The 18033-nt window shown below is 68.7% G+C and carries 14 protein-coding genes and 2 pseudogenes; 7 read left to right on the forward strand and 9 right to left on the reverse strand.

All coding sequences use genetic code 11. The annotated features are described in order from the left end of the window. Positions 1-57: 57 nt before the first annotated feature. Entirely contained in the window at positions 58-1371 is a 1314-nt protein-coding gene (locus ACFWSK_RS02205) for an ABC transporter substrate-binding protein (RefSeq protein ID WP_383780718.1), read from the reverse strand. A 329-nt stretch (positions 1372-1700) separates the two neighbouring features. Here ACFWSK_RS02205 and ACFWSK_RS02210 point away from each other — a divergent pair, with 329 nt between their 5' ends. The 4 genes and pseudogenes from ACFWSK_RS02210 (at position 1701) to ACFWSK_RS02225 (ending at position 8072) form a co-directional block, all read left to right on the forward strand. Then, a complete protein-coding gene (locus ACFWSK_RS02210) occupies positions 1701-2717 on the forward strand; it encodes a LacI family DNA-binding transcriptional regulator (RefSeq protein WP_383780720.1) in 1017 nt (338 codons plus the stop codon). Between the two features lie 55 nt (positions 2718-2772). Further along, a pseudogene (locus ACFWSK_RS02215) lies at positions 2773-3253 on the forward strand (LysE family translocator); the annotation flags it as partial. Positions 3254-3492: 239 nt separating this feature from the next. Beyond that, entirely contained in the window at positions 3493-6309 is a 2817-nt protein-coding gene (locus ACFWSK_RS02220) for a PQQ-dependent sugar dehydrogenase (RefSeq protein WP_383780723.1), read from the forward strand. Then, complete coding sequence (locus tag ACFWSK_RS02225) at positions 6306-8072, forward strand: ThuA domain-containing protein (protein ID WP_383780725.1); 1767 nt, start codon at positions 6306-6308, stop codon at positions 8070-8072. The genes ACFWSK_RS02220 and ACFWSK_RS02225 overlap by 4 nt, the downstream gene beginning before the upstream one ends. 161 nt (positions 8073-8233) lie before the next feature. On the opposite strand, the gene ACFWSK_RS02230 is transcribed toward ACFWSK_RS02225, so the two are convergent. Further along, positions 8234-8812: a Dps family protein gene (locus ACFWSK_RS02230; RefSeq protein ID WP_383780728.1), complete on the reverse strand. Its 579-nt coding sequence runs from the start codon at positions 8810-8812 to the stop codon at positions 8234-8236. A 338-nt stretch (positions 8813-9150) separates the two neighbouring features. Here ACFWSK_RS02230 and ACFWSK_RS02235 point away from each other — a divergent pair. After that, a pseudogene (locus ACFWSK_RS02235) lies at positions 9151-9480 on the forward strand (SDR family NAD(P)-dependent oxidoreductase); the annotation flags it as partial. 101 nt (positions 9481-9581) lie between these two features. Here ACFWSK_RS02235 and ACFWSK_RS02240 read toward each other — a convergent pair. From ACFWSK_RS02240 to ACFWSK_RS02255, 4 genes are all read right to left on the reverse strand, one after another. Beyond that, positions 9582-11087 carry an FAD-dependent monooxygenase gene (locus tag ACFWSK_RS02240; protein ID WP_383780731.1) on the reverse strand — a complete coding sequence of 502 codons (1506 nt, stop codon included), beginning with the start codon at positions 11085-11087 and terminating at the stop codon, positions 9582-9584. Positions 11088-11443: 356 nt separating this feature from the next. Then, entirely contained in the window at positions 11444-12193 is a 750-nt protein-coding gene (locus tag ACFWSK_RS02245; RefSeq protein ID WP_383780733.1) for a TetR/AcrR family transcriptional regulator, read from the reverse strand. A gap of 74 nt (positions 12194-12267) precedes the next feature. After that, on the reverse strand, positions 12268-12528 hold the full coding sequence (locus ACFWSK_RS02250; protein WP_383780736.1) for a hypothetical protein: 261 nt from the start codon (positions 12526-12528) through the stop codon (positions 12268-12270). A gap of 342 nt (positions 12529-12870) precedes the next feature. After that, positions 12871-13638 (reverse strand): TioE family transcriptional regulator, encoded by a 768-nt coding sequence (locus ACFWSK_RS02255; protein ID WP_383780739.1) that lies wholly within the window; start codon positions 13636-13638, stop codon positions 12871-12873. A gap of 58 nt (positions 13639-13696) precedes the next feature. On the opposite strand from ACFWSK_RS02255, the gene ACFWSK_RS02260 reads away from it, so the two are divergent. Next, positions 13697-14899, forward strand: a complete 1203-nt coding sequence (locus tag ACFWSK_RS02260; protein ID WP_383780742.1) for an erythromycin esterase family protein — start codon at positions 13697-13699, stop codon at positions 14897-14899. A 15-nt stretch (positions 14900-14914) separates the two neighbouring features. On the opposite strand, the gene ACFWSK_RS02265 is transcribed toward ACFWSK_RS02260, so the two are convergent. After that, positions 14915-15499: a hypothetical protein gene (locus ACFWSK_RS02265; RefSeq protein ID WP_383780745.1), complete on the reverse strand. Its 585-nt coding sequence runs from the start codon at positions 15497-15499 to the stop codon at positions 14915-14917. A 511-nt stretch (positions 15500-16010) separates the two neighbouring features. On the opposite strand from ACFWSK_RS02265, the gene ACFWSK_RS02270 reads away from it, so the two are divergent. Further along, positions 16011-16583, forward strand: coding sequence for a dihydrofolate reductase family protein (locus ACFWSK_RS02270; protein WP_383780748.1), 573 nt, complete (start codon positions 16011-16013; stop codon positions 16581-16583). A 137-nt stretch (positions 16584-16720) separates the two neighbouring features. Here ACFWSK_RS02270 and ACFWSK_RS02275 read toward each other — a convergent pair whose 3' ends face one another. Together ACFWSK_RS02275 and ACFWSK_RS02280 are read right to left on the reverse strand one after the other, a co-directional pair. Continuing rightward, positions 16721-17359, reverse strand: coding sequence for a helix-turn-helix transcriptional regulator (locus tag ACFWSK_RS02275; RefSeq protein ID WP_383780751.1), 639 nt, complete (start codon positions 17357-17359; stop codon positions 16721-16723). A 158-nt stretch (positions 17360-17517) separates the two neighbouring features. After that, positions 17518-18033 (reverse strand): FG-GAP repeat domain-containing protein (locus ACFWSK_RS02280; protein WP_383780754.1); only part of this gene is annotated, 516 nt, incomplete at its 5' end.

An 18033-nucleotide genomic window follows, 5' to 3' on the forward strand; every position in this document is an offset into this window, starting at 1 on the left:
CGCCGACCGGCGGCCGGGCCCAGGAGCTTGTGAGCCGGGGCCCGGCCGGGGCGACCGTCAGCCGACCGCCTTGCGGATGCGCTCGTCCGTCGTGTCCCATGCCTCGGACGGCTTCCTGCCCTTGGACTCGATCAGGTGCAGACCCTGCGAGAAGGTGTCCTTGATCGTGCCGTCCTTGCGGCCGAGGACCTGCTCCGCCGGGATCTCGTTGGCGGCTGCGCCGAAGATCTCACCGATCGGCGCCTCGCTGAAGTACGGCGACTTCGCCCCCGACACCTCTGTCTGCGTCAGCGCCTCCTTCGAGGAGGGGAAGTTGCCGATCCCCTTGAACAGGGCTGCCTGCTGGGCGGGTGCGGTCAGCCACGCAACGAGCTTCTGCGCCTCGGCCTTGACGGGGCTCTTCTCCAGGACGCCGAGGAAGGAGCCGCCCCAGTTGGCGCCCTTCGGCGCCTTCGCGACGTCCCACTTGCCCTTGTTGGCCGGTCCCGCCTTCTCACTGATGTGGGCGAGCATCCACGCCGGGCACACCGTGGTGGCGAAGGTGGAGTTGGCCAGGCCGGGGTCCCAGCCGGGCTGGAACTGGCGCAGTTTGGCCGTCATCCCGGAACTTCCGGCCTCGGCCGCCAGGTCCCACGCGTCCTTCACCACGGGGTTCTTGGCGTAGATGAGCTCCCCGTCCTTGTCGTAGAACTGCTCGGACGAGCCGTAGATCATGGCGTTGAACAGCCCCGTGGAGCTGTCCATGAAGGCGAGCTCGCTGTCCTTCGAGCCCGCCTTGAACTTCTGCCCCGTCTCGACGTACTTGCTCCAGTCGCCGGCCCACAGGCCCGCGACCTTCTCCCGGTCCGTGGGGAGTCCCGCCTGCTCGAACATGTCCTTGCGGTAGCAGACCGCCATCGGGCCGATGTCCGTGCCGAGGCCGAGGACCTTGCCGTCCGGGGTGGTGACCTGGTTGAGCTTCCAGGGCTGGAAGTGGCCGGTGCCCTCGACGCCGGCGAAGTCCGCGAACTTGTCGGCCTGGGTGTCCACGATCTCCTTGGCCCGGCCCACCTCTATGCCCTGGATGTCCTTGAGGCCGCTGCCGCCCGCGAGGTGGGTCTGGAGTGCGGTGTAGTAGGTCTGTTCGTCACCGGCGACCTCCGCCTTGATCGTCACTCCCGGGTTCTCGCGCTCGTACTGTTCGAGGAGCCCGGTCTCCTTGAAGCCCATGACGCCGAACAGGCCCATCGTGATGGTGACCTTGCCGTCCTTCTTCCCGCCTCCGGTGGAGGACGTACCGCCTTCCGAGCAGCCGGCGACCAGGCCGAGGGCGGCGAGGGCCGAGACCGCGACAGTCGCTCTTGACCGTGACAGCGTTCGGGATATGCGCATGAGGGGTCCTCCCAGCGGCGGCTCCGGCGCACGGCGATACCCGTTCGTCCGGTCCACGCAGCGGCTCGAAACGTGAAGTGGGAACGATTCCAATCGGGGTGGGATCGATCCCACCGATGTCCGGTGAAGACTGGTCAACTCGCTGCCGCGTGTCAAGAAGTTGAATCGAACCTGTTTCAAATGACGTCATTGTGTTCAACTGATGTGTCGACAGGACGTCGGGCGCCGTCTGGCAGAATGCGCTGACGAGCGCCGGTTCGGGCGCCCGGCCCGTGCCGGACGGCGCGGAACGAACGTGCCGGGATCGTGGGACAACGGGGGAGGGGCACATGAGCACCGGTCGGCCGCCGACCATCAAGACCGTCGCCGCACGAGCGGGTGTGGGGCGTACGACGGTGTCCCGGGTCCTCAATGGCTCGCCCCTGGTGAGCGACAAGGCGAAGGCCGCCGTCGAAGCGGCCATCGCCGAGCTCAACTTCGTGCCCAGTTCGGTGGCGCGCGGGCTCGTCACCCGCCGCACCAACTCGATCGCCCTGGTGATCCCCGAGTCGGAGAGCCGGCTGGGCGCGGAGCCGTACTTCTCCGCCGTGATCCGGGGAGTGAGCACCGGACTGGCAGCGACCCAGACGCAGTTGCAACTCGTGCTGGTCAGGGACAAGAGCGAACTCGACCACCTGACCGAGACCGTGGCCGCCCGACGGGTCGACGGAGTGCTCCTCGTCTCGGTCCACCGGGACGATCCGCTGCCGGACCTGCTGGAGGCTCTCGGCCTGCCCACCGTGCTGGCGGGGCGGCGCTCGGATGCCGAACCACTCAGTCACGCCCACTCCGACAACCTCGGCGGGGCCGGGGCTGCGGTCCGGCACCTGCTCGATCGCGGCCGGGAACGGATCGCGACGATCACCGGGCCGCTCGACATGGAGGTCGGTCGTGTCCGCCTCCAGGGGTGGCGTGAGGCTCTGACCGAGGCGGGCCGTCCGCCGGGGGAGGAGCTCGTGGCCGTGGCCGACTTCACCGAGGAGGGCGGGCGACGGGCCATGGGCGAGCTGCTCACCCAAGTCCCGGACCTGGATGCGGTGTTCGTGGCATCTGATGTGATGGCGGCCGGAGTGCTGCTGGAACTCCGGGCCCGGGGCAAGCGGGTGCCTGACGACATCGCGGTGGTCGGCTTCGACGACTCGCTGATCGCACGGCACACCAATCCCCCACTCACCAGCGTCCGCCAGCCGGTCGAGCAGCTCGGCAGCACGATCGCCCAGATGCTCCTCGAGGAGATCGCCACTCCCGGGACGCCCCGGCGGTGTGTGCTGTTGCCGACCGAGCTGGTGGTCCGCGAGTCATCCTGACCGGAAGGGGGTGCGCGAGCGCAGGAGCAGATCAGATCGCGTACGCCGGCCGTCCATGGCAACCAGCACTGCCCTCTGGTCCTTCGCCCTGGTCGTAGGGCTTCTCACCCTGACCCCCGGTCTCGACACCGCACTGATCCTGCGCACCTCGGCCCTCGGCCGACGCAGGAGGGCCTGGGGCGTCGTCCTCGGAATCCAGACCGGCACCCTGCTGTGGGGCGTACTCGCATCCCTCGTCCCTCGGAGTGACGGCACTCCTCACCGCCTCCCACCTGGCCTATGTGACATTGCGCTGGGTCGGTGCCGGCTACCTGGTCTGGATGGGCGTCCGCATGCTCCGGGACACCTTCCGCGGGCTTCCCGCTTCGGACGCGAACGACTCCGTCCTGCTCGCCTGTACGGACTCCGAGGGCGGCGGCTGGCGGCAGGGAACGCTCACCAACCTCCTCAACCCGAAGATGGGCGCCTTCTACGTCGCCGTCCAGCCCCAGTTCATCCCCGACGGTGCGAGCCACTTCACCATGGGACTGCTGCTTGGACCGGGACGGAAGCGCCCTCGTAGCCCGGGCGGCCGCTTTGTCCGATCACTGGAGAAAGTTGACGTCTCTCGTGTCAAAGGGCTTTCTGCCGGGTGAAAAAGCCATTACCTTCCTGACCTGTACCGGACAACACGGACCGACCGCCCCGTCCCTCCTCCCAGGGGCGCGACGTCCACCGGCGCGACGGCGCGCGCCTGTGCCAGACCCCCCACCCCGTACTCATACGGAGGATGCGCGTGCACAGGAGAATCACCCGGCCCCTCGCGGCGCTCGCCTGCACCCTGCTCGCCGCCGCGGGCGCCCTCACCACACAGCAGAGACCGGCGGAAGCAGCGGTCGCCGACGAGTTCCAGCAGGTCACCCTCGCCAAGGGGGTGGCCGAAACCGGCGAACCGATGACCCTCGCCGTACTGCCCGACCGGTCCGTCCTGCACACCTCACGGGACGGCACGCTGCGGCTCACCGACGCCGCGGGCACGACGAAGGTCGCGGGCAAACTGGACGTCTACAGCCACGACGAGGAAGGGCTGCAGGGCATCGGGGTCGATCCAGGCTTCAGCTCCAACCGCTTCGTGTACCTCTACTACGCGCCCAAGCTCACCACCCCCGGCGGCGACGCTCCCGCCGAGGGAACGGCCGCCGACTTCGCTCCGTACGACGGGGTGAACCGGCTGTCCCGGTTCGTTCTCAGGGCGGACGGCACCCTGGACACCGCCACCGAGAAGAAGGTCCTCGACGTCCCCGCCAGTCGCGGGCTGTGCTGCCACGTCGGCGGCGACATCGACTTCGACGCGGCGGGCAATCTGTACCTCTCGACCGGCGACGACACCAACCCGTTCGCCTCCGACAACTACACGCCCATCGACGAGCGTCCGAACCGCAACCCCGCCTACGACGCCCAGCGGTCCTCCGCCAACACCAACGACCTGCGCGGCAAGGTCCTGCGCATCAAGGTCAACGCGGACGGCGGCTACTCCGTGCCCTCGGGGAACCTGTTCGCCCCCGGCACCGCGAAGACCCGCCCCGAGATCTACGCGATGGGCTTCCGCAACCCCTACCGGATGAGCGTCGACAAGCCCACCGGCATCGTCTACCTCGGCGACTACGGTCCCGACGCAGGCACCGCCAGCGCCACCCGCGGGCCCGCGGGACAGGTCGAGTTCAACCGGATCACCAAGGCCGGGAACTACGGCTGGCCCTACTGCACCGGCAAGAACGACGCCTACATCGACTACGACTTCGCCACCAAGGCGTCCGGTGCGGCCTTCAGCTGTGCCGCACCGAAGAACACCTCGCCGCGCAACACAGGACTCACCGACCTGCCCCCGGCCCAGCCTGCCTGGATCCCGTACGACGGCGGATCCGTGCCCGAGTTCGGCAGCGGTTCCGAGTCGCCCATGGGCGGCCCCGTCTACCGCTACAACGCCTCGTCCACCTCGGCGGTGAAGTTCCCCCAGAGCTACGACGGGAACTTCTTCGCGGGCGAGTTCGGCCGCAAGTGGATCAAGCGGATCGCCCAGGGCGCCGACGGCGCGGTGCAATCCATCAACGCCTTTCCCTGGCAGGGGACCCAGGTGATGGACATGACCTTCGGCCCCGACGGCGCCCTCTACGTCCTGGACTACGGCACCGGCTACTTCAGCGGCGACGCCAACAGCGCGCTCTACCGCATCGAAGCCGTCACCGGAGGCCGCGCCCCCATCGCGCAGGCAGCCGCCGACCGCACATCCGGCAAGGCGCCCCTCGCCGTGCAGTTCTCCTCGGCCGGCAGCTCCGACCCCGACGGTGACCCGCTCAGCTACGCCTGGAAATTCGGTGACGGCTCGACATCGACCGCCGCCAACCCGGCGCACACCTACACGGCCAACGGCCGCTACACCGCCGAAGTCACCGTCTCCGACGGCACCGGCACGTCCGGTACGGCCTCGGTGACGATCACCGTCGGCAACACCGCGCCGACCGTCAGGCTGGACCTGCCCGCGGACGGCCGGATCATCGACCCGGGGGCGGCAGTGCCCTTCAAGGTCACCGTGACCGATCCCGAAGACGGCACGATCGACTGCACGAAGGTCAAGGTGACCTTCGTCGTCGGCCACGACAGCCACGGCCACCCGCAGACCTCCGCGACCGGCTGCTCCGGCACCGTACAGACCATCGCGGACGGCGAGCACGACCCCAACGCCAACATCTTCGGAGTCTGGGACGCGGAGTACACCGACAACGGCGCGAACGGCCAGCCCGCACTGACCACCCACGCCCAGCACATCAGCCAGCCGAGCCACCGCCAGGCCGAGCACTACGGGGGATCGGGCGGCGTGCAGGTCGTCGACCACGCGGGGGCCCACGGCGGGAAGACCGTCGGGCACATAGAGAACGGCGACTGGATCTCCTTCAAGCCGTACCTGCTCGACAACGCCACCAAGCTGACCGCCCGGATCTCCTCCGCAGGCGTGGGCGGCACCCTGGAGGTACGGGCCGGCTCCCCGACCGGCACGCTGCTCGGCTCGACGGCCGTCCCCGTCACCGGCGGCTGGGAGACCTTCCAGGACGTGAGCGCCGATCTGACCAACCGTCCCTCGGCCACCACCACCCTGCATCTGGTGTTCAAGGGCGGCAGCGGATCACTGTTCGACCTCGACGAGTTCTCCTTCACGACGTCCGGCGCCGTCACGCGGACGGGCGAGGTCAAGGGGATCGGCGGGAAGTGTGTGGATGTCGCCGGTGGCGCGACGGCTGATGGTACGCAGATCCAGTTGTGGGGGTGTGCGGGTGTTGCCGCGCAGAGGTGGACGGTGCCTGGTGACGACACTCTGCGTGCGTTCGGCAAGTGCATGGACATCAGTGGTGGTGGTACGGCTGATGGCACGAGGGTGCAGTTGTGGACGTGCAACGGCAGTGGTGCGCAGAGGTGGGTGCCGCAGGCGGACGGGACGTTGAGGAACCCGCAGTCGGGCAAGTGTCTCGACGCGTCGGGTGTGTCATCGGCCGACGGCACCAAGCTCCATCTGTGGACCTGCCACACCGGCGCCAACCAGAAGTGGGACCTGCCATGACCCCTGCCCGCACCAGCAGGCTCACCAGAGCCCTGACCTGGACCGCCGGCGGCCTGCTCTGCGCTGCCGCCCTGCCCGCCACCGCGTCGTCCGCAGCCGAGCCGAAGCCCGCGTCCCGCGCGGTCGCCGAGGCCGCGGACCCCGCGTACGACATCCTCGTCTTCTCGAGGACGGCCGGCTTCCGGCACTCCTCCATCGACGAGGGGGTGAGCGCCCTGCGCGAGCTGGGCGCCGCCAACAACTTCACCGTCACCGCCACCGAGGACGCCGCCGCCTTCACCCCGGCGGGCCTCGCGCCCTACGAGGCCGTCGTCTTCCTCTCCACCACGGGCGACGTCCTCAACGCGGCCCAGCAGACCGCCTTCGAGGGCTACATACAAGGCGGCGGCGGGTACGTCGGGGTCCACGCGGCCGCGGACACCGAGTACGACTGGACCTGGTACGGGGGGCTCGCCGGCGCCCTGTTCCACTCGCACCCCCAGATCCAGCAGGCCACGGTCAAGGTCGAGGACCGGGCCCACGACGCCACCGCTCACCTGCCGACCGCCTGGCAGCGCACCGACGAGTGGTACAACTACCGGACCAACCCCCGCACCGACGCCCATGTACTCGCCTCGCTCGACGAGAGCAGCTACAGCGGCGGCACCATGGCCGGTGACCACCCCATCGCCTGGTGCAAGGACTACCAGGGCGGGCGGGCCTTCTACACGGGCGGCGGGCACACCGAGGGCTCGTACACCGAGGCCGGATTCCGCCGCCACCTGCTCGGCGGCATCCGGTGGGCGGCCGGGACGACCGAGGCTGACTGCCGGCCCGAGACCGGGTACACCACGCTCTTCGGCAACACGGGCTCCACCACCGGCTGGAAGCAGGCAGGACCGGGCTCCTTCAGCAACTCCGACGCCACCCTCACCAGCCAGGGCGGTCTCGGCCTCTACTGGTACCAGGCGAGGGAGTACAAGGCGTACTCCCTCAAACTCGACTGGCGGATGGCCGGCGACGACAACTCCGGTGTCTTCATCGGCTTCCCCGCCTCCGACGACCCCTGGTCGGCTGTGAACAACGGGTACGAGATCCAGATCGACGCGACCGACGCCGCCGACCGCACGACCGGTGCGGTCTACGGCTTCGGCTCCGCCGACCTTGCCGTACGCGACGCGGCCCTGAACCCGCCGGGGGAGTGGAACACCTACGAACTGCGCGTCGAAGGGGAGCGCCTGCAACTGTTCCTCAACGGCCGCAAGATCAACGACTTCACCAACACCGACCCCGCCCGCAGTCTCCAGCAGGGGCACATCGGCCTCCAGAACCACGGCACCGGGGACGACGTCTCCTTCCGCAACGTCCGCATCAAGGAACTGGGCGGCGGCACGGGCACACGCGTCGGCGAGATCAAGGGGATCGGCGGGAAGTGTGTGGATGTCGCGGGAGGGGCGACGGCTGATGGTACGCAGATCCAGTTGTGGGGGTGTGCGGGTGTTGCCGCGCAGAGGTGGACGGTGCCTGGTGACGACACTCTGCGTGCGTTCGGCAAGTGCATGGACATCAGTGGTGGTGGTACGGCTGATGGCACGAGGGTGCAGTTGTGGACGTGCAACGGCAGTGGTGCGCAGAGGTGGGTGCCGCAGGCGGACGGGACGTTGAGGAACCCGCAGTCGGGCAAGTGTCTCGACGCGTCGGGTGTGTCATCGGCCGACGGCACCAAGCTCCATCTGTGGACCTGCCACACCGGCGCCAACCAGAAGTGGAGCCTGCCTGCCTGACGGCTCTTCCGACCCCGTCGTCGGCGCGGAGGGCGCCGACGACGGCCCGGCCCCTGAGGGGCCGGTCGACGGCGGCGTGGTACTACGCCGAGTACCCGCCGCCGTCTTCCCCGCGTGCTCATCCGCTGCGTACAGCCGGCCCCGCCGCCACCTCCCGCTGATCAGGGCTGAGTGCGTGCCTGATCGGCGGCCTGGGAAGCGGCGCGCGTCTCGGTCGAGGCCCCGGCGGTGCTGAGTTCGCCACCGCTGGACTCGAGGTGCGCACGCACGAACCACTGGAAGAGTTCCAGCCCGCGCAACTGCTCGATGAGCATGTCCTGGGTCACCGGGTCGGACTCCTCGGTTTCCGCCATCGCGGATCGGTGGTCCTTGATGAGCTCGGTATATACGAGGTTGAGGGCACCGAGGTGCTCGATCGCTTCGGCCCTGCCGATCGAGTAGTCGTTCCACGTGCGGTCGGCGACCACGGCGCCCGGCGTGCCGTGCGGCTCGCCGCCCAGGGTGGAGATGCGCTCGGCGAGGTCGTCCGCCATGGCGCGTACCTGATCGACCTGCGGGTCGAGCATCTCGTGCACGGCGATGAAGTGCGGACCGATCACGTTCCAGTGAATGTGCTTGAGAGTCAGCGCCAGATCGTTCAGGGAATGCAGGCGCATCTGGAGGGTGGCGATGACCTCACTGCTGACCTCAGGGGTCAAGCCGGGCACGGTGTACGAAGGCTGCGGACGCTGTGATGACACAGGTGTGCTCCTTGCCGACTCAGTGGCTGATGCCTACAGGCAACCAGCCGCAGGAGGATTCCACCTTCCGAGAGAGCCGAGCGGGAGTGGTCTTTCACCGGAGCGGACGTCCGTGACGTGTCGTTCGCATGAGCGATCCGGGGCCCGGAGCATGCGGAACAGCCGGGTTGCCGCAGCAGGCGCATGGGCGGGGGACGAGTCCCTGCCTGTTCACCCTATTGAGGGATGGAAGCACGTCGTCGTCGCGCCGACACCCTCGGCGTCCACCGGTGACGACGCGGATCTTGCGAGGATGCGAGCCTCTCCTCGGGCGCGATTCCTCAGGAAGGACCGTGACGGTGCTGATCGACCTCACCGGCAGGACCGCCCTGGTGACCGGATCGACCCTGGGCATCGGTGCAGCCATCGCGACGGGACTGGCCCGGGCGGGGGCGCGCGTGGCCGTCAACGGCCGTACGGAGGGCTCCGGTGGAGCGCCTGAGCGAGCAGCTCCCCGAGGCCCGGTTCCTGGCGGAGCTCTCGATTTCAGCGATGACGAGTGGCGGCGGTACTTCGACGTGAACGTCCTGTCCGCGGTCCGAATGATCCGCAGCTACCTGCCGGGCATGGTGGAACGTTCCTGGGGGCGTGTCCTGAACATCGCCGGCGACTCCGCCATCGTCCTCCCGTAACCCCTGGTCCTTGGCCCGACCACCACGACCACGCTCTCCGGTGAGTTCTCGGCTCATGTTGTTGACCATCGCGCGCCCTGGCGCGGGGGCGTGCCGGGTCACCTCGGCGTGAACGCGTTGGCCGCGGCCGTGAAGGCAGTTGTCCAGTCCGATGTGACGATGCTTGCGACGTATCCGTCGGGCCGGACGAGGACGAGCGTCTCACCGGTGATGCCGTAGATGCTGTTCATCTGGCCCGTGGTGTCGGTGAGGACGTCGGCGTGTTCGGTGTGGCGCCCGCTGCGGACGGCGTAACGGCGCAGTTCGGCTCCCGAGGCGGGCCACGTGAGCTCGGGCAGCGACTCGATGGCGTCGGCGCCGAAGGCCAGGAGCGTGAAGTGTGGTCCTTTGTAGACATCGAAGAGGCGCCGGACCCCCCGTCCGGAGCACGGCGCGTCCGGCGCCCGGTCGCCCACGCGCAGCGTTTTGGTGGTTGGTGAGTGGCCGGGGGCGAGCGGTCCGCAGTGGTAGGAAAGGCTGAGCTGACGTTCCTCGTCTCCGCGCTTGAGTCCGGAGACACGGTGCCGGCTGAGGTGTGCGTACAGTTCGCTGGACTTGCCGAGCACGCGTGCGGCGATCGGCTGCCGCTCGGCCTCGTAGGTGTCCAGGAGGCTGTCCGGTGCGCCGGCCATGACCTGGGCGAGTTTCCAGCCGAGGTTGTACGCGTCCTGCACGCCGGTGTTGAGTCCTTGCGCGCCGGCCGGAGTGTGCACATGGGCGGCGTCACCGGCCAGAAGGGCCCGACCCGCGCGATAGTGCTCCACGAGCCGGACGTTGGGCCGGAACACCGAGGTCCAGGTGATGTCACGCAGCCGCAGGCCGGTCAGCCGGTGGAACCGGCCGGCCGGCGCGGCTTCGTCGAGGTCCGGTGTGTCGTCCGGACTCAGCCTGATCATCACCTGGAACTGGTCGGAATGCGGCAGGGGACATGCTCCTGCGGAGGCGCGCGGCCAGATGTGCCACCGGTCGCGGGGCAGACCGTCGATCGTGCCGTCGATGATGAGCGTACGGTCGGAGGCGTCAGTCTCTCCCACGAAGCCGAGACCTGTGGCCTTGCGGACTGCGCTGGCGCCGCCGTCGGCACCGACAAGGTACTTGCTGCGCACCTTCTCGCCCGACGCGAGCGTCGCCGTGACGCCATCGGCGTCCTGTTCGAAGTCCTCCAGTGCGGTGTCGTACTCGATGGGCAGTCCGAGGCGGTTGAGCAGACGGTGCAGGATTGCGTCGGTGCGGTGCTGCGGCAGCAGCAGGATGTTCGGGTACGGCACGTCCGGAGTCGGCCGGTTGCGCTGCTGCATCTTCCACGGCGCGGTGAGCGGTCCGAAGTGGATGCCTGCCAGTGGGTACGGGCCGCCCTCCGCGTGAGCCTCGTGCAGCACGTCGAGGTCTTCGAAGACCTCCTGCGTGCGTGGCTGCACACCCTTGGCGCGGGAGCCCTTGAAGGCGTGCGGAGCCTTGTCGATGAGGCGGACACGCAGTCCGCGCCGCAGCAGGTCGGCCGCCAGGGTGGAGCCCGTAGGGCCGGCCCCGGCGATGAGTACGTCGATGTCGCGGTGTTCGGGCATGGTGATGGGCCTCAACTGATCTTTTCGAAGGAGGTGGCGAGCAGCCGCGCGGTCATGGTGTGCATGCGGTCGACTCCCGCATATTGGGTACGCTGTAGCCGTAATATTTTGATTACAGCGTAACCATAAAGGTTGGATGGGACAAGCCGCGTGCGGCACCGGAGTCGGGTTCGGTCGAGGGCTGCGTGTGGCGTGCGGTCCATGCGCCTGGCGCCGGAGCTGTTGCTGCCCTCAGGTAGGGGCGGCGCCGAGGCGGCCGCGATCAGGAGGTCGGGAGTCACCCGATGCCAGGCTGTGTTCTGCGGCCGCCCGGTGGCCGTGATCCACGGCGCGCGTGGAACAGTGATCTGCCGGAGTCAGGGCCCGCTGGAATCTTCCGGTGCCTGAGAGTCTTTGCGTCTGGCCTGTTCCAGACCGCCGACAAGCAGGTCCAGGCCGAACCGGAATTCCTCGTGCAACGGTACGGATGTCAGCTCGTCGGCTGCGGCCGTCGTGGCCGGGTAGGTCGCGGGGTCCAGGGACTGGTAGTAGTCCAGCAGCTGCGCCTGGTCTTCGGGGACTGGTGTTCCGGGGCCGTGCTGCTGGATGGCGAAGCCGACCACGTAGTGGCCGATGGCGGTGAAGGTGCGGGCGGCCGGCCCGACAGGGAACCCGTGGCTCAGGAGCAGGCTGATGAGCCGTTCCCTGGCGCGGAGGCAGTTGGGGCCCACGGGGACCTGGGCAGCCAGCAAGGGCAGCGCATGGGGGTGTCGGCGCAGGGTGTCGTAGAGCGTCTCCGCTGCGGCGATCACGGCTTCCTGCCAGGTCAGGCCGTCCAACTCCCCGGGCGGGACGCCGACCTCGCCCAGAATTCTGTCGGCGACGAGGGCGAGGAGTTCGTCCTTGCCGTTGAAGTGGCGGTAGAGCGTTGCCGTGCCGGAGTCCAGAGCGTTGGCGAGCATGCGCAGGGTCAGGGCCTGGATCCCGACTTCGTCGATGAGCTTCAGGGCGGTCCCGATGATCCGGTCGACGTCCATCGGAGGGCGCCCGCGCCGGTATGCGGGCGCCGGTTCCCGGCTCGCCCACCAGGCAGGACTACCCGGGACCGGCGGAATCTCCGAAGCCATGACGCGGTCGTTCCCTTCAGCGGTCGATCCCCGCACGCATCGGGGCGCTCGACACCAACTCTTTCGGCCCCACATTATCCGTCTGCCACCCTGGCGTAGTGCGGCCAGGCACCGCCCTGCCCGAGAGTGCCGAGGCGGCAAGGAGGACGCAGCCATCGGCACCGGATGGCAGGATCAGTCAGCCCGAGAAGTCGCCGTAGAAGTAACGCGTCCAGCAGCGGCTGCTCAAGCGGCAAGCGAACCGCGAGGGGCAGGACGTACGCGAGTGCCACCCCCTGCGAGATCAGCGTGCGCAGGTCCGCTGGCCAGAGTTCGCTCAATGCGACGCAGCGCAACGCGTGGACCTTGCGGACCAGATGGGTCGCATCGGCAGCGGCGGTGGCCAGCGAGGCGGGGTTCGTGCGTCCAGGGTGCGGTTGAGGTGCAGCAAACGGTCCACGGGTTGATTCTCAATCCTGGCACGCAACGTCCACTGACCGTGCCTGGTGCAGGGTGCTGCCCGCTCCCTGGTCAGGGAATCGGGCCCCAGGATTCGGCCGGTTCGAGGCAGGGGCGTGGGTGAGCCGTCCAACGTAGTGGCGTACTGGCGCCGGGCCGGGTCTGCGAGGTGCCACCGGCGCTCCGGCCGGTGGGGGAGGAGCCTGTCAGGAAGTTCCCGTACGACTGAGACCAAAGGCTCAAGCGCGCCCGCGCAGGTACGCCTCCAGCTCGGCGGCTCCTGTCAGCATCGCGCGCCCGCGGGCGGACAGACGGCCGCGCCACTCGTGCAGCGCGGCCTCCAACGGTTCCAGCCCGCCGGCCGCCCGCACCTGGTCGATCAGTGGGGCGATCTGCTCCAACAGGTAGCCGCCCCGCCTGAGTTGGTGGGCCAGCCGGGCGTCCTGTACGGCGGCCTCGTCGTAGACGCGGTAGCCGGTCCGTGGGTCGCGGCGCGGGCGTACCAGTCCGGCGCGCTCCCATTTGCGCAGCGTCGCGGGCCGGATACCGAGCTTTCCTGCGAGCGGCCCGATGAACGTGTCGCCGGGCCCGGACACCGCTGCTGTCCCGGACACCGCGGCTGCCTCAGCCCCCACACATGGCTCGGCCGCCGTGGCGGACTCCAGGTCGCGCAGGGCGTTCTCCACCGCTTGGAGTGTCTGCCGGTCCTCAAGGAGTTGGGAGTGGCTCTGGTCGATGAGGCGCAACGCCTCATCGACCACGTCCTGGTTCACCGCCCGCATGATCGATGTCGCCGTCCGGTGGCCGTGGGCGGGCACCAGGGCGAGGAACGCTCGCAGGGCCCGCGCGTGCAGCGGGGTGTAGGTGCGGTAGCCGTGGGGTGTGCGCCCGGCGGCCGGAAGGATGCCGGCCTCCTCGTAGTTCCTGATGGCCTGGGTGGAGAGACCGTGCCCACGCGCCAGGTCGATCGGCCTGAGCTGCCCACCGTTTTTAAGGTTTTTCCCCATGTGCCCGCCGATAACGCGAGAAAGTTTCAACCGAAGGTTCAACGATACCGTTGAAGTCATGGTTACTGACATCAAGGACACCGTCCATGCCGTCGAGGCCGCCGCCCTCATGAAGCTGCTCCCGGGCCGGCCGCGGCTGCTCGCCCTGGGCGAGCCCACGCATGGCGAGGACACCTTGCTCGATCTCCGGAACGAGCTCTTCCGGCAACTCGTCGAGCAGGAGGGCTACCGGACGATCGCGATCGAGAGCGACTGCATGATGGGCCTGGTCGTGGACGACTACGTCACCTCGGGCACCGGCACCCTCGACGACGTCATGGAGCGCGGATTCAGCCACGGGTGGGGTGCGTCCGCGTCCAACCGCGAGCTCGTGCGCTGGATGCGCGCCTACAACGTCAACCGGCCCGCGCCCGAGCGGCTCCGATTCGCGGGTTTCGACGGCCCGCTGGAGATCACCGGCGCCGCCAGCCCCCGGCAGAGTCTCACCGCACTCCACGGCTACCTCGCCGCCCAGGTGGACGCGGACCTGCTCCCCTGTACTCCGGAATCGCTCGACCGCCTGCTCGGCGCGGACGACCCGTGGACCAATCCCGCCGCGATGAGGGACCCGGCCCAGTCCGTGGGCCAGTCGGCCGATGCCGGGGAGTTGCGGCTGCTCGTCGACGATCTGGTGGCGCTGCTCGACGCGCAGACGCCGCACCTGATCACAGCGACCTCGCGGGACGGCTGGGAGCGGGCGCGCCTGTACGGGCGTACCGCCGCCGGCCTGCTGCGCTACCATTTCTGGATGGCCGACACCTCACAGGGCCGCATGACACGGCTGGTGGGCCTGCGGGACCAGATGATGGCCGACAACCTCCTCGCCATCGCCGAACGGGGCCCGGGACTGGTCCACGCCCACAACGCCCATCTCCAGCGTGACAAGAGCACGATCCGGATGGGCGCACTGCCGCTGGAGTGGTGGAGCGCCGGCGCGATCGTGAACGCCCACCTCGGCGAGGGGTATGCCTTCCTGGCCACGGCCCTCGGCACGATCCGGCACCAGGGAGTGGACAACCCGCCGCCGGACACCGTCGAAGGGCTCCTGTACGCGCTCCCGGAGGACCGCTACGTCGTCGACGCCCCCCGGTTGGCCACCGCCCTCAGCGACAGGCGCCCCGCCCCCCGCGTGTCCTCCTGGTACGGCTACGCCCCTCTCGACCCGGCCCACCTGGCCGGAAGCGACGGGATGGTGTTCGTCAAGGACGTCCCCCAGACCTAGGACCTGTCCTTCGGGTCATGCCGGGCTCGCGGGGTCCGGGGCGCACGCATCCACGGGCGGTCGGGCGGCCGTTGCGCTGGTGACGGCTCGCCTCGTTGACGGGGGAGTGGGCGGGGAGTACGAGAGTTCCCATGGCCGGCTCTGGATGTACTCCCGCCAGAGCAGCACGGCCTTCCTCTTCTCCCAGCGTGCTGCTATGCCGGCCCGCATCAGCCAGTCCAGGGCCATCGCCAAGGGTGTCAGGGACAGCCAGGGGTCCAAAGCCAGGCCCATGACCAGAGCCGGCACCAGCATGACGGGCAGGAAGCCCCAGTTGACGAGGAGGCGCCCCACGGAGTAGTCGGCGGGCAGGACCGCTTCAGGGTCCTTCAGAGGCACCGCTTCATCGAAGTCACGTACCACACTGATCCACTTGAGCCGGGACGCCTCGAGCAGCCCGCAGAGTACGCTGCAACCGAGCAGGATGAGGACGACCGTTCGCACGGTTTCGCCGACGACGGGCATGACCCCCTGCACGCCGAAGGCCAACGGCGCGCCAACGGCACTGGCGCACACCGCAGTCGCCACACCTGACAGCTGATGGTGGACGTACCTGATCATCGAATACCCCCGTGAATGCCCCTGTGCTCCCGGGTGGGCCGGACGGCGCCAACCATAGTTTCAGCGCACCGGGTGTAACCCACCCGGAGACTTGAACGGTCGGTGAACGCTCAGAGGTCCTCACCGCAGTCCGCCAGGACGCCCGGCGGCAGCGATCCCACAGTGTCGGCCCGGAGAGGGTCCTGGGGCGCTCTTGCCTCAGGGCTGAGAGCCACTGGTGGACGGACGGGTACGGTCTCCTTCTGAAGGTGCCGGCGATCTCGGTGACGAGGTCACGGGCGATGGCGAAGGCGCGTGCCGGGGGCTTCGTGTAGTCGAGGGGGTTCACTGCCCCTGGTCGGGCCCTCCCAACCCAACACCTGCATGCACCGGTTGAGACCGGCGACGACCGATGAGTTTTACGTTGCTGCGCAGTCATAGATCATGGTCGGCGCGTGGCAGTGGTGAGTGCGTCGAAGCGCTGACCGACCGAAACTGCTGAAATCCAGACACGAGATACCGGGGAACTCAGATGCGTACTCTGATCAGCACCGCTTTCATCTCCCTCGACGGCGTTGTGGAGGCCCCGGGCGGCGAGCCCGGTTACCGGAACTCCGGATGGACCTTCAAGGATATGGAGTTCCTTCCCGAGGCATTCGAGATCAAGGGCCAGGAGCAGAAGGAAGCCACCGCGATGCTGATGGGCCGGGCCAGTTACGAGGCGTTCAGCCCGGTGTGGCCGGACATGGAGGACTTCGCCGACTACAAGTTGATGCCGAAGTACGTTGTCTCCACCACCCTCACCGAGGGCGACCTGGTGTCGAACTGGGGCGGGACCACGATCCTGCGTTCGCTCGACGAGGTCGCCGCGTTGAAGGAGACCGAGGGCGGCCCGATCATCGTTCACGGTAGCGCGGCCTTGACCCGGAGCCTTGCGGATGCCGACCTGATCGACCGTTACCACCTGCTTGTCTTCCCGCTCCTCCTCGGCGCGGGCAAGCGTCTGTTCAGCTACACGGACAAGGACACCCAGAAGCTGAAGCTCGTCGAGCACGAGGTCTACGCCAACGGCATCCAGAAGAACGTCCTCGACGTCATCCGCTGAAAGACCCTCGCACCCGCCCGCCGTTGCGCTCCCGGACCTGGGTACGCATGCCGCGGCCGCCCCCCGCCTGGACCGTAGTCCGAAGGACCTCTACGAGCGCCGGTGCCGATGATCGCGGTGGCCCGAAAAGTACGCCGTCATGCGCTGTCGGCGTCACGGTTCGATTCTCCTCGGTTCGGCGGTGCCGGGGGTGCGGCACTCGCCGGGGCGGTCGGCCAGGTGAGTGAGCCGGTGCGGATGTCGTCGATGACCGAAGTGATCCAGGTCTGCTCGGCGTGAGCGAGGCACAACGCGTATTCGGCTTCTATGACACGCAGGCGGGGCACACCGGCCGCCAGAGCGTCGGCGAGGCGCTTCCTGTCGGCGGTCGTGCGCTGCTGGAGTCGTCCGGCTCGCTCGGTCAACGCCTCCACCGCGCCGGTCGGTCCGAGGGCGCCGAGGTAGCTCACTGCGCCGAGGAACTGGGTGAACTCCCGCTCGGGGTTACGGATCTCGGAGTCCAGCCGTCGTACGAGTTCGTCGCGGCCCGTTGGGGTGAGGGCGTAGACGGTCCTCTCCGGACGGTTTCCCGCGCGTTGCCTGCCTTGCGAGGCCACCCAACCCGCTGTGGCCAGGGCGCCGACGGTGTTGTAGAGCGTGCCACGTGTGATCGCGGCCGCGTGGCTGTCGCTGCGGTTTCGCAGTTCGGTGAGCATCTGGTGCGGGTGCGAGGGCCGCTCCAGCAGCAGGCCCAGCACCGCCAGAGCGATCGGGTTGTCGAGAGCGCGGCGAGGCATAGTTGGAATCTACCAGTCCAAATAGACTAAGTGGGTGAGGTGACGACGAGCACCCGGGCGGGGAGCGACGATCGAGCAGGGCGGTGGTCACGCCACCGCCCTGCTGTCGTTCCCGGTCGGGTCCGGCAGGCAGCGCCTGACGGGTGGAAGGGTGAGCGTCAGATGTGGACCTGGCCGGCCGGGACGCCGACGCCGGAGGCGATCATGCCGACGGTGGACCAGCCACCACTGATGGCGGCGCCGTTGTTGGTCCACATCTGGATCGAGCCGTCGGATGCGACGGCCAGATAGTCGGAACGGCCGTCGCCGTTGGCCTCGGCGAACAGCGTCTGCGTACCAGGAGCACCCAGAGCCGGTGCGTAGGTGCCGAGTGCGGTCCAGCCGCCGTTGGCGTTGCCGCCCTGGTTCAGCCACGCCTTGGTCGAGCCGTCGGTGGCTACGGTGAGGTAGTCGGCGCGGCCGTCGGCGTTGAGGTCGGCGAAGCGGACCTGATCACCCGTGGTTCCTGTGCCTGAGGCGTAGGTGCCGAGTGCGGTCCAGCCGCCGTTGGCGTTGCCGCCCTGGTTCAGCCACGCTTTCGTCGAGCCGTCGGTGGCTACGGTGAGGTAGTCGGCGCGGCCGTCGGCGTTGAGGTCGGCGAAGCGGACCTGATCACCCGTGGTTCCTGTGCCTGA

Source organism: Streptomyces sp. NPDC058620 (assembly GCF_042717135.1).
GTDB lineage: Bacteria > Actinomycetota > Actinomycetes > Streptomycetales > Streptomycetaceae > Streptomyces.

What these genes read in the sequence shown, in the direction of transcription:
- ACFWSK_RS02205 (WP_383780718.1), bottom strand. Translation starts at nt 1,371, where the DNA reads ATGCGCATATCCCGAACGCTGTCACGGTCAAGAGCGACTGTCGCGGTC.
- ACFWSK_RS02210 (WP_383780720.1), top strand. Translation starts at nt 1,701, where the DNA reads ATGAGCACCGGTCGGCCGCCGACCATCAAGACCGTCGCCGCACGAGCG.
- ACFWSK_RS02225 (WP_383780725.1), top strand. Translation starts at nt 6,306, where the DNA reads ATGACCCCTGCCCGCACCAGCAGGCTCACCAGAGCCCTGACCTGGACC.
- ACFWSK_RS02240 (WP_383780731.1), bottom strand. Translation starts at nt 11,087, where the DNA reads ATGCCCGAACACCGCGACATCGACGTACTCATCGCCGGGGCCGGCCCT.
- ACFWSK_RS02245 (WP_383780733.1), bottom strand. Translation starts at nt 12,193, where the DNA reads ATGGCTTCGGAGATTCCGCCGGTCCCGGGTAGTCCTGCCTGGTGGGCG.
- ACFWSK_RS02255 (WP_383780739.1), bottom strand. Translation starts at nt 13,638, where the DNA reads ATGGGGAAAAACCTTAAAAACGGTGGGCAGCTCAGGCCGATCGACCTG.
- ACFWSK_RS02260 (WP_383780742.1), top strand. Translation starts at nt 13,697, where the DNA reads ATGGTTACTGACATCAAGGACACCGTCCATGCCGTCGAGGCCGCCGCC.
- ACFWSK_RS02265 (WP_383780745.1), bottom strand. Translation starts at nt 15,499, where the DNA reads ATGATCAGGTACGTCCACCATCAGCTGTCAGGTGTGGCGACTGCGGTG.
- ACFWSK_RS02270 (WP_383780748.1), top strand. Translation starts at nt 16,011, where the DNA reads ATGCGTACTCTGATCAGCACCGCTTTCATCTCCCTCGACGGCGTTGTG.
- ACFWSK_RS02275 (WP_383780751.1), bottom strand. Translation starts at nt 17,359, where the DNA reads ATGCCTCGCCGCGCTCTCGACAACCCGATCGCTCTGGCGGTGCTGGGC.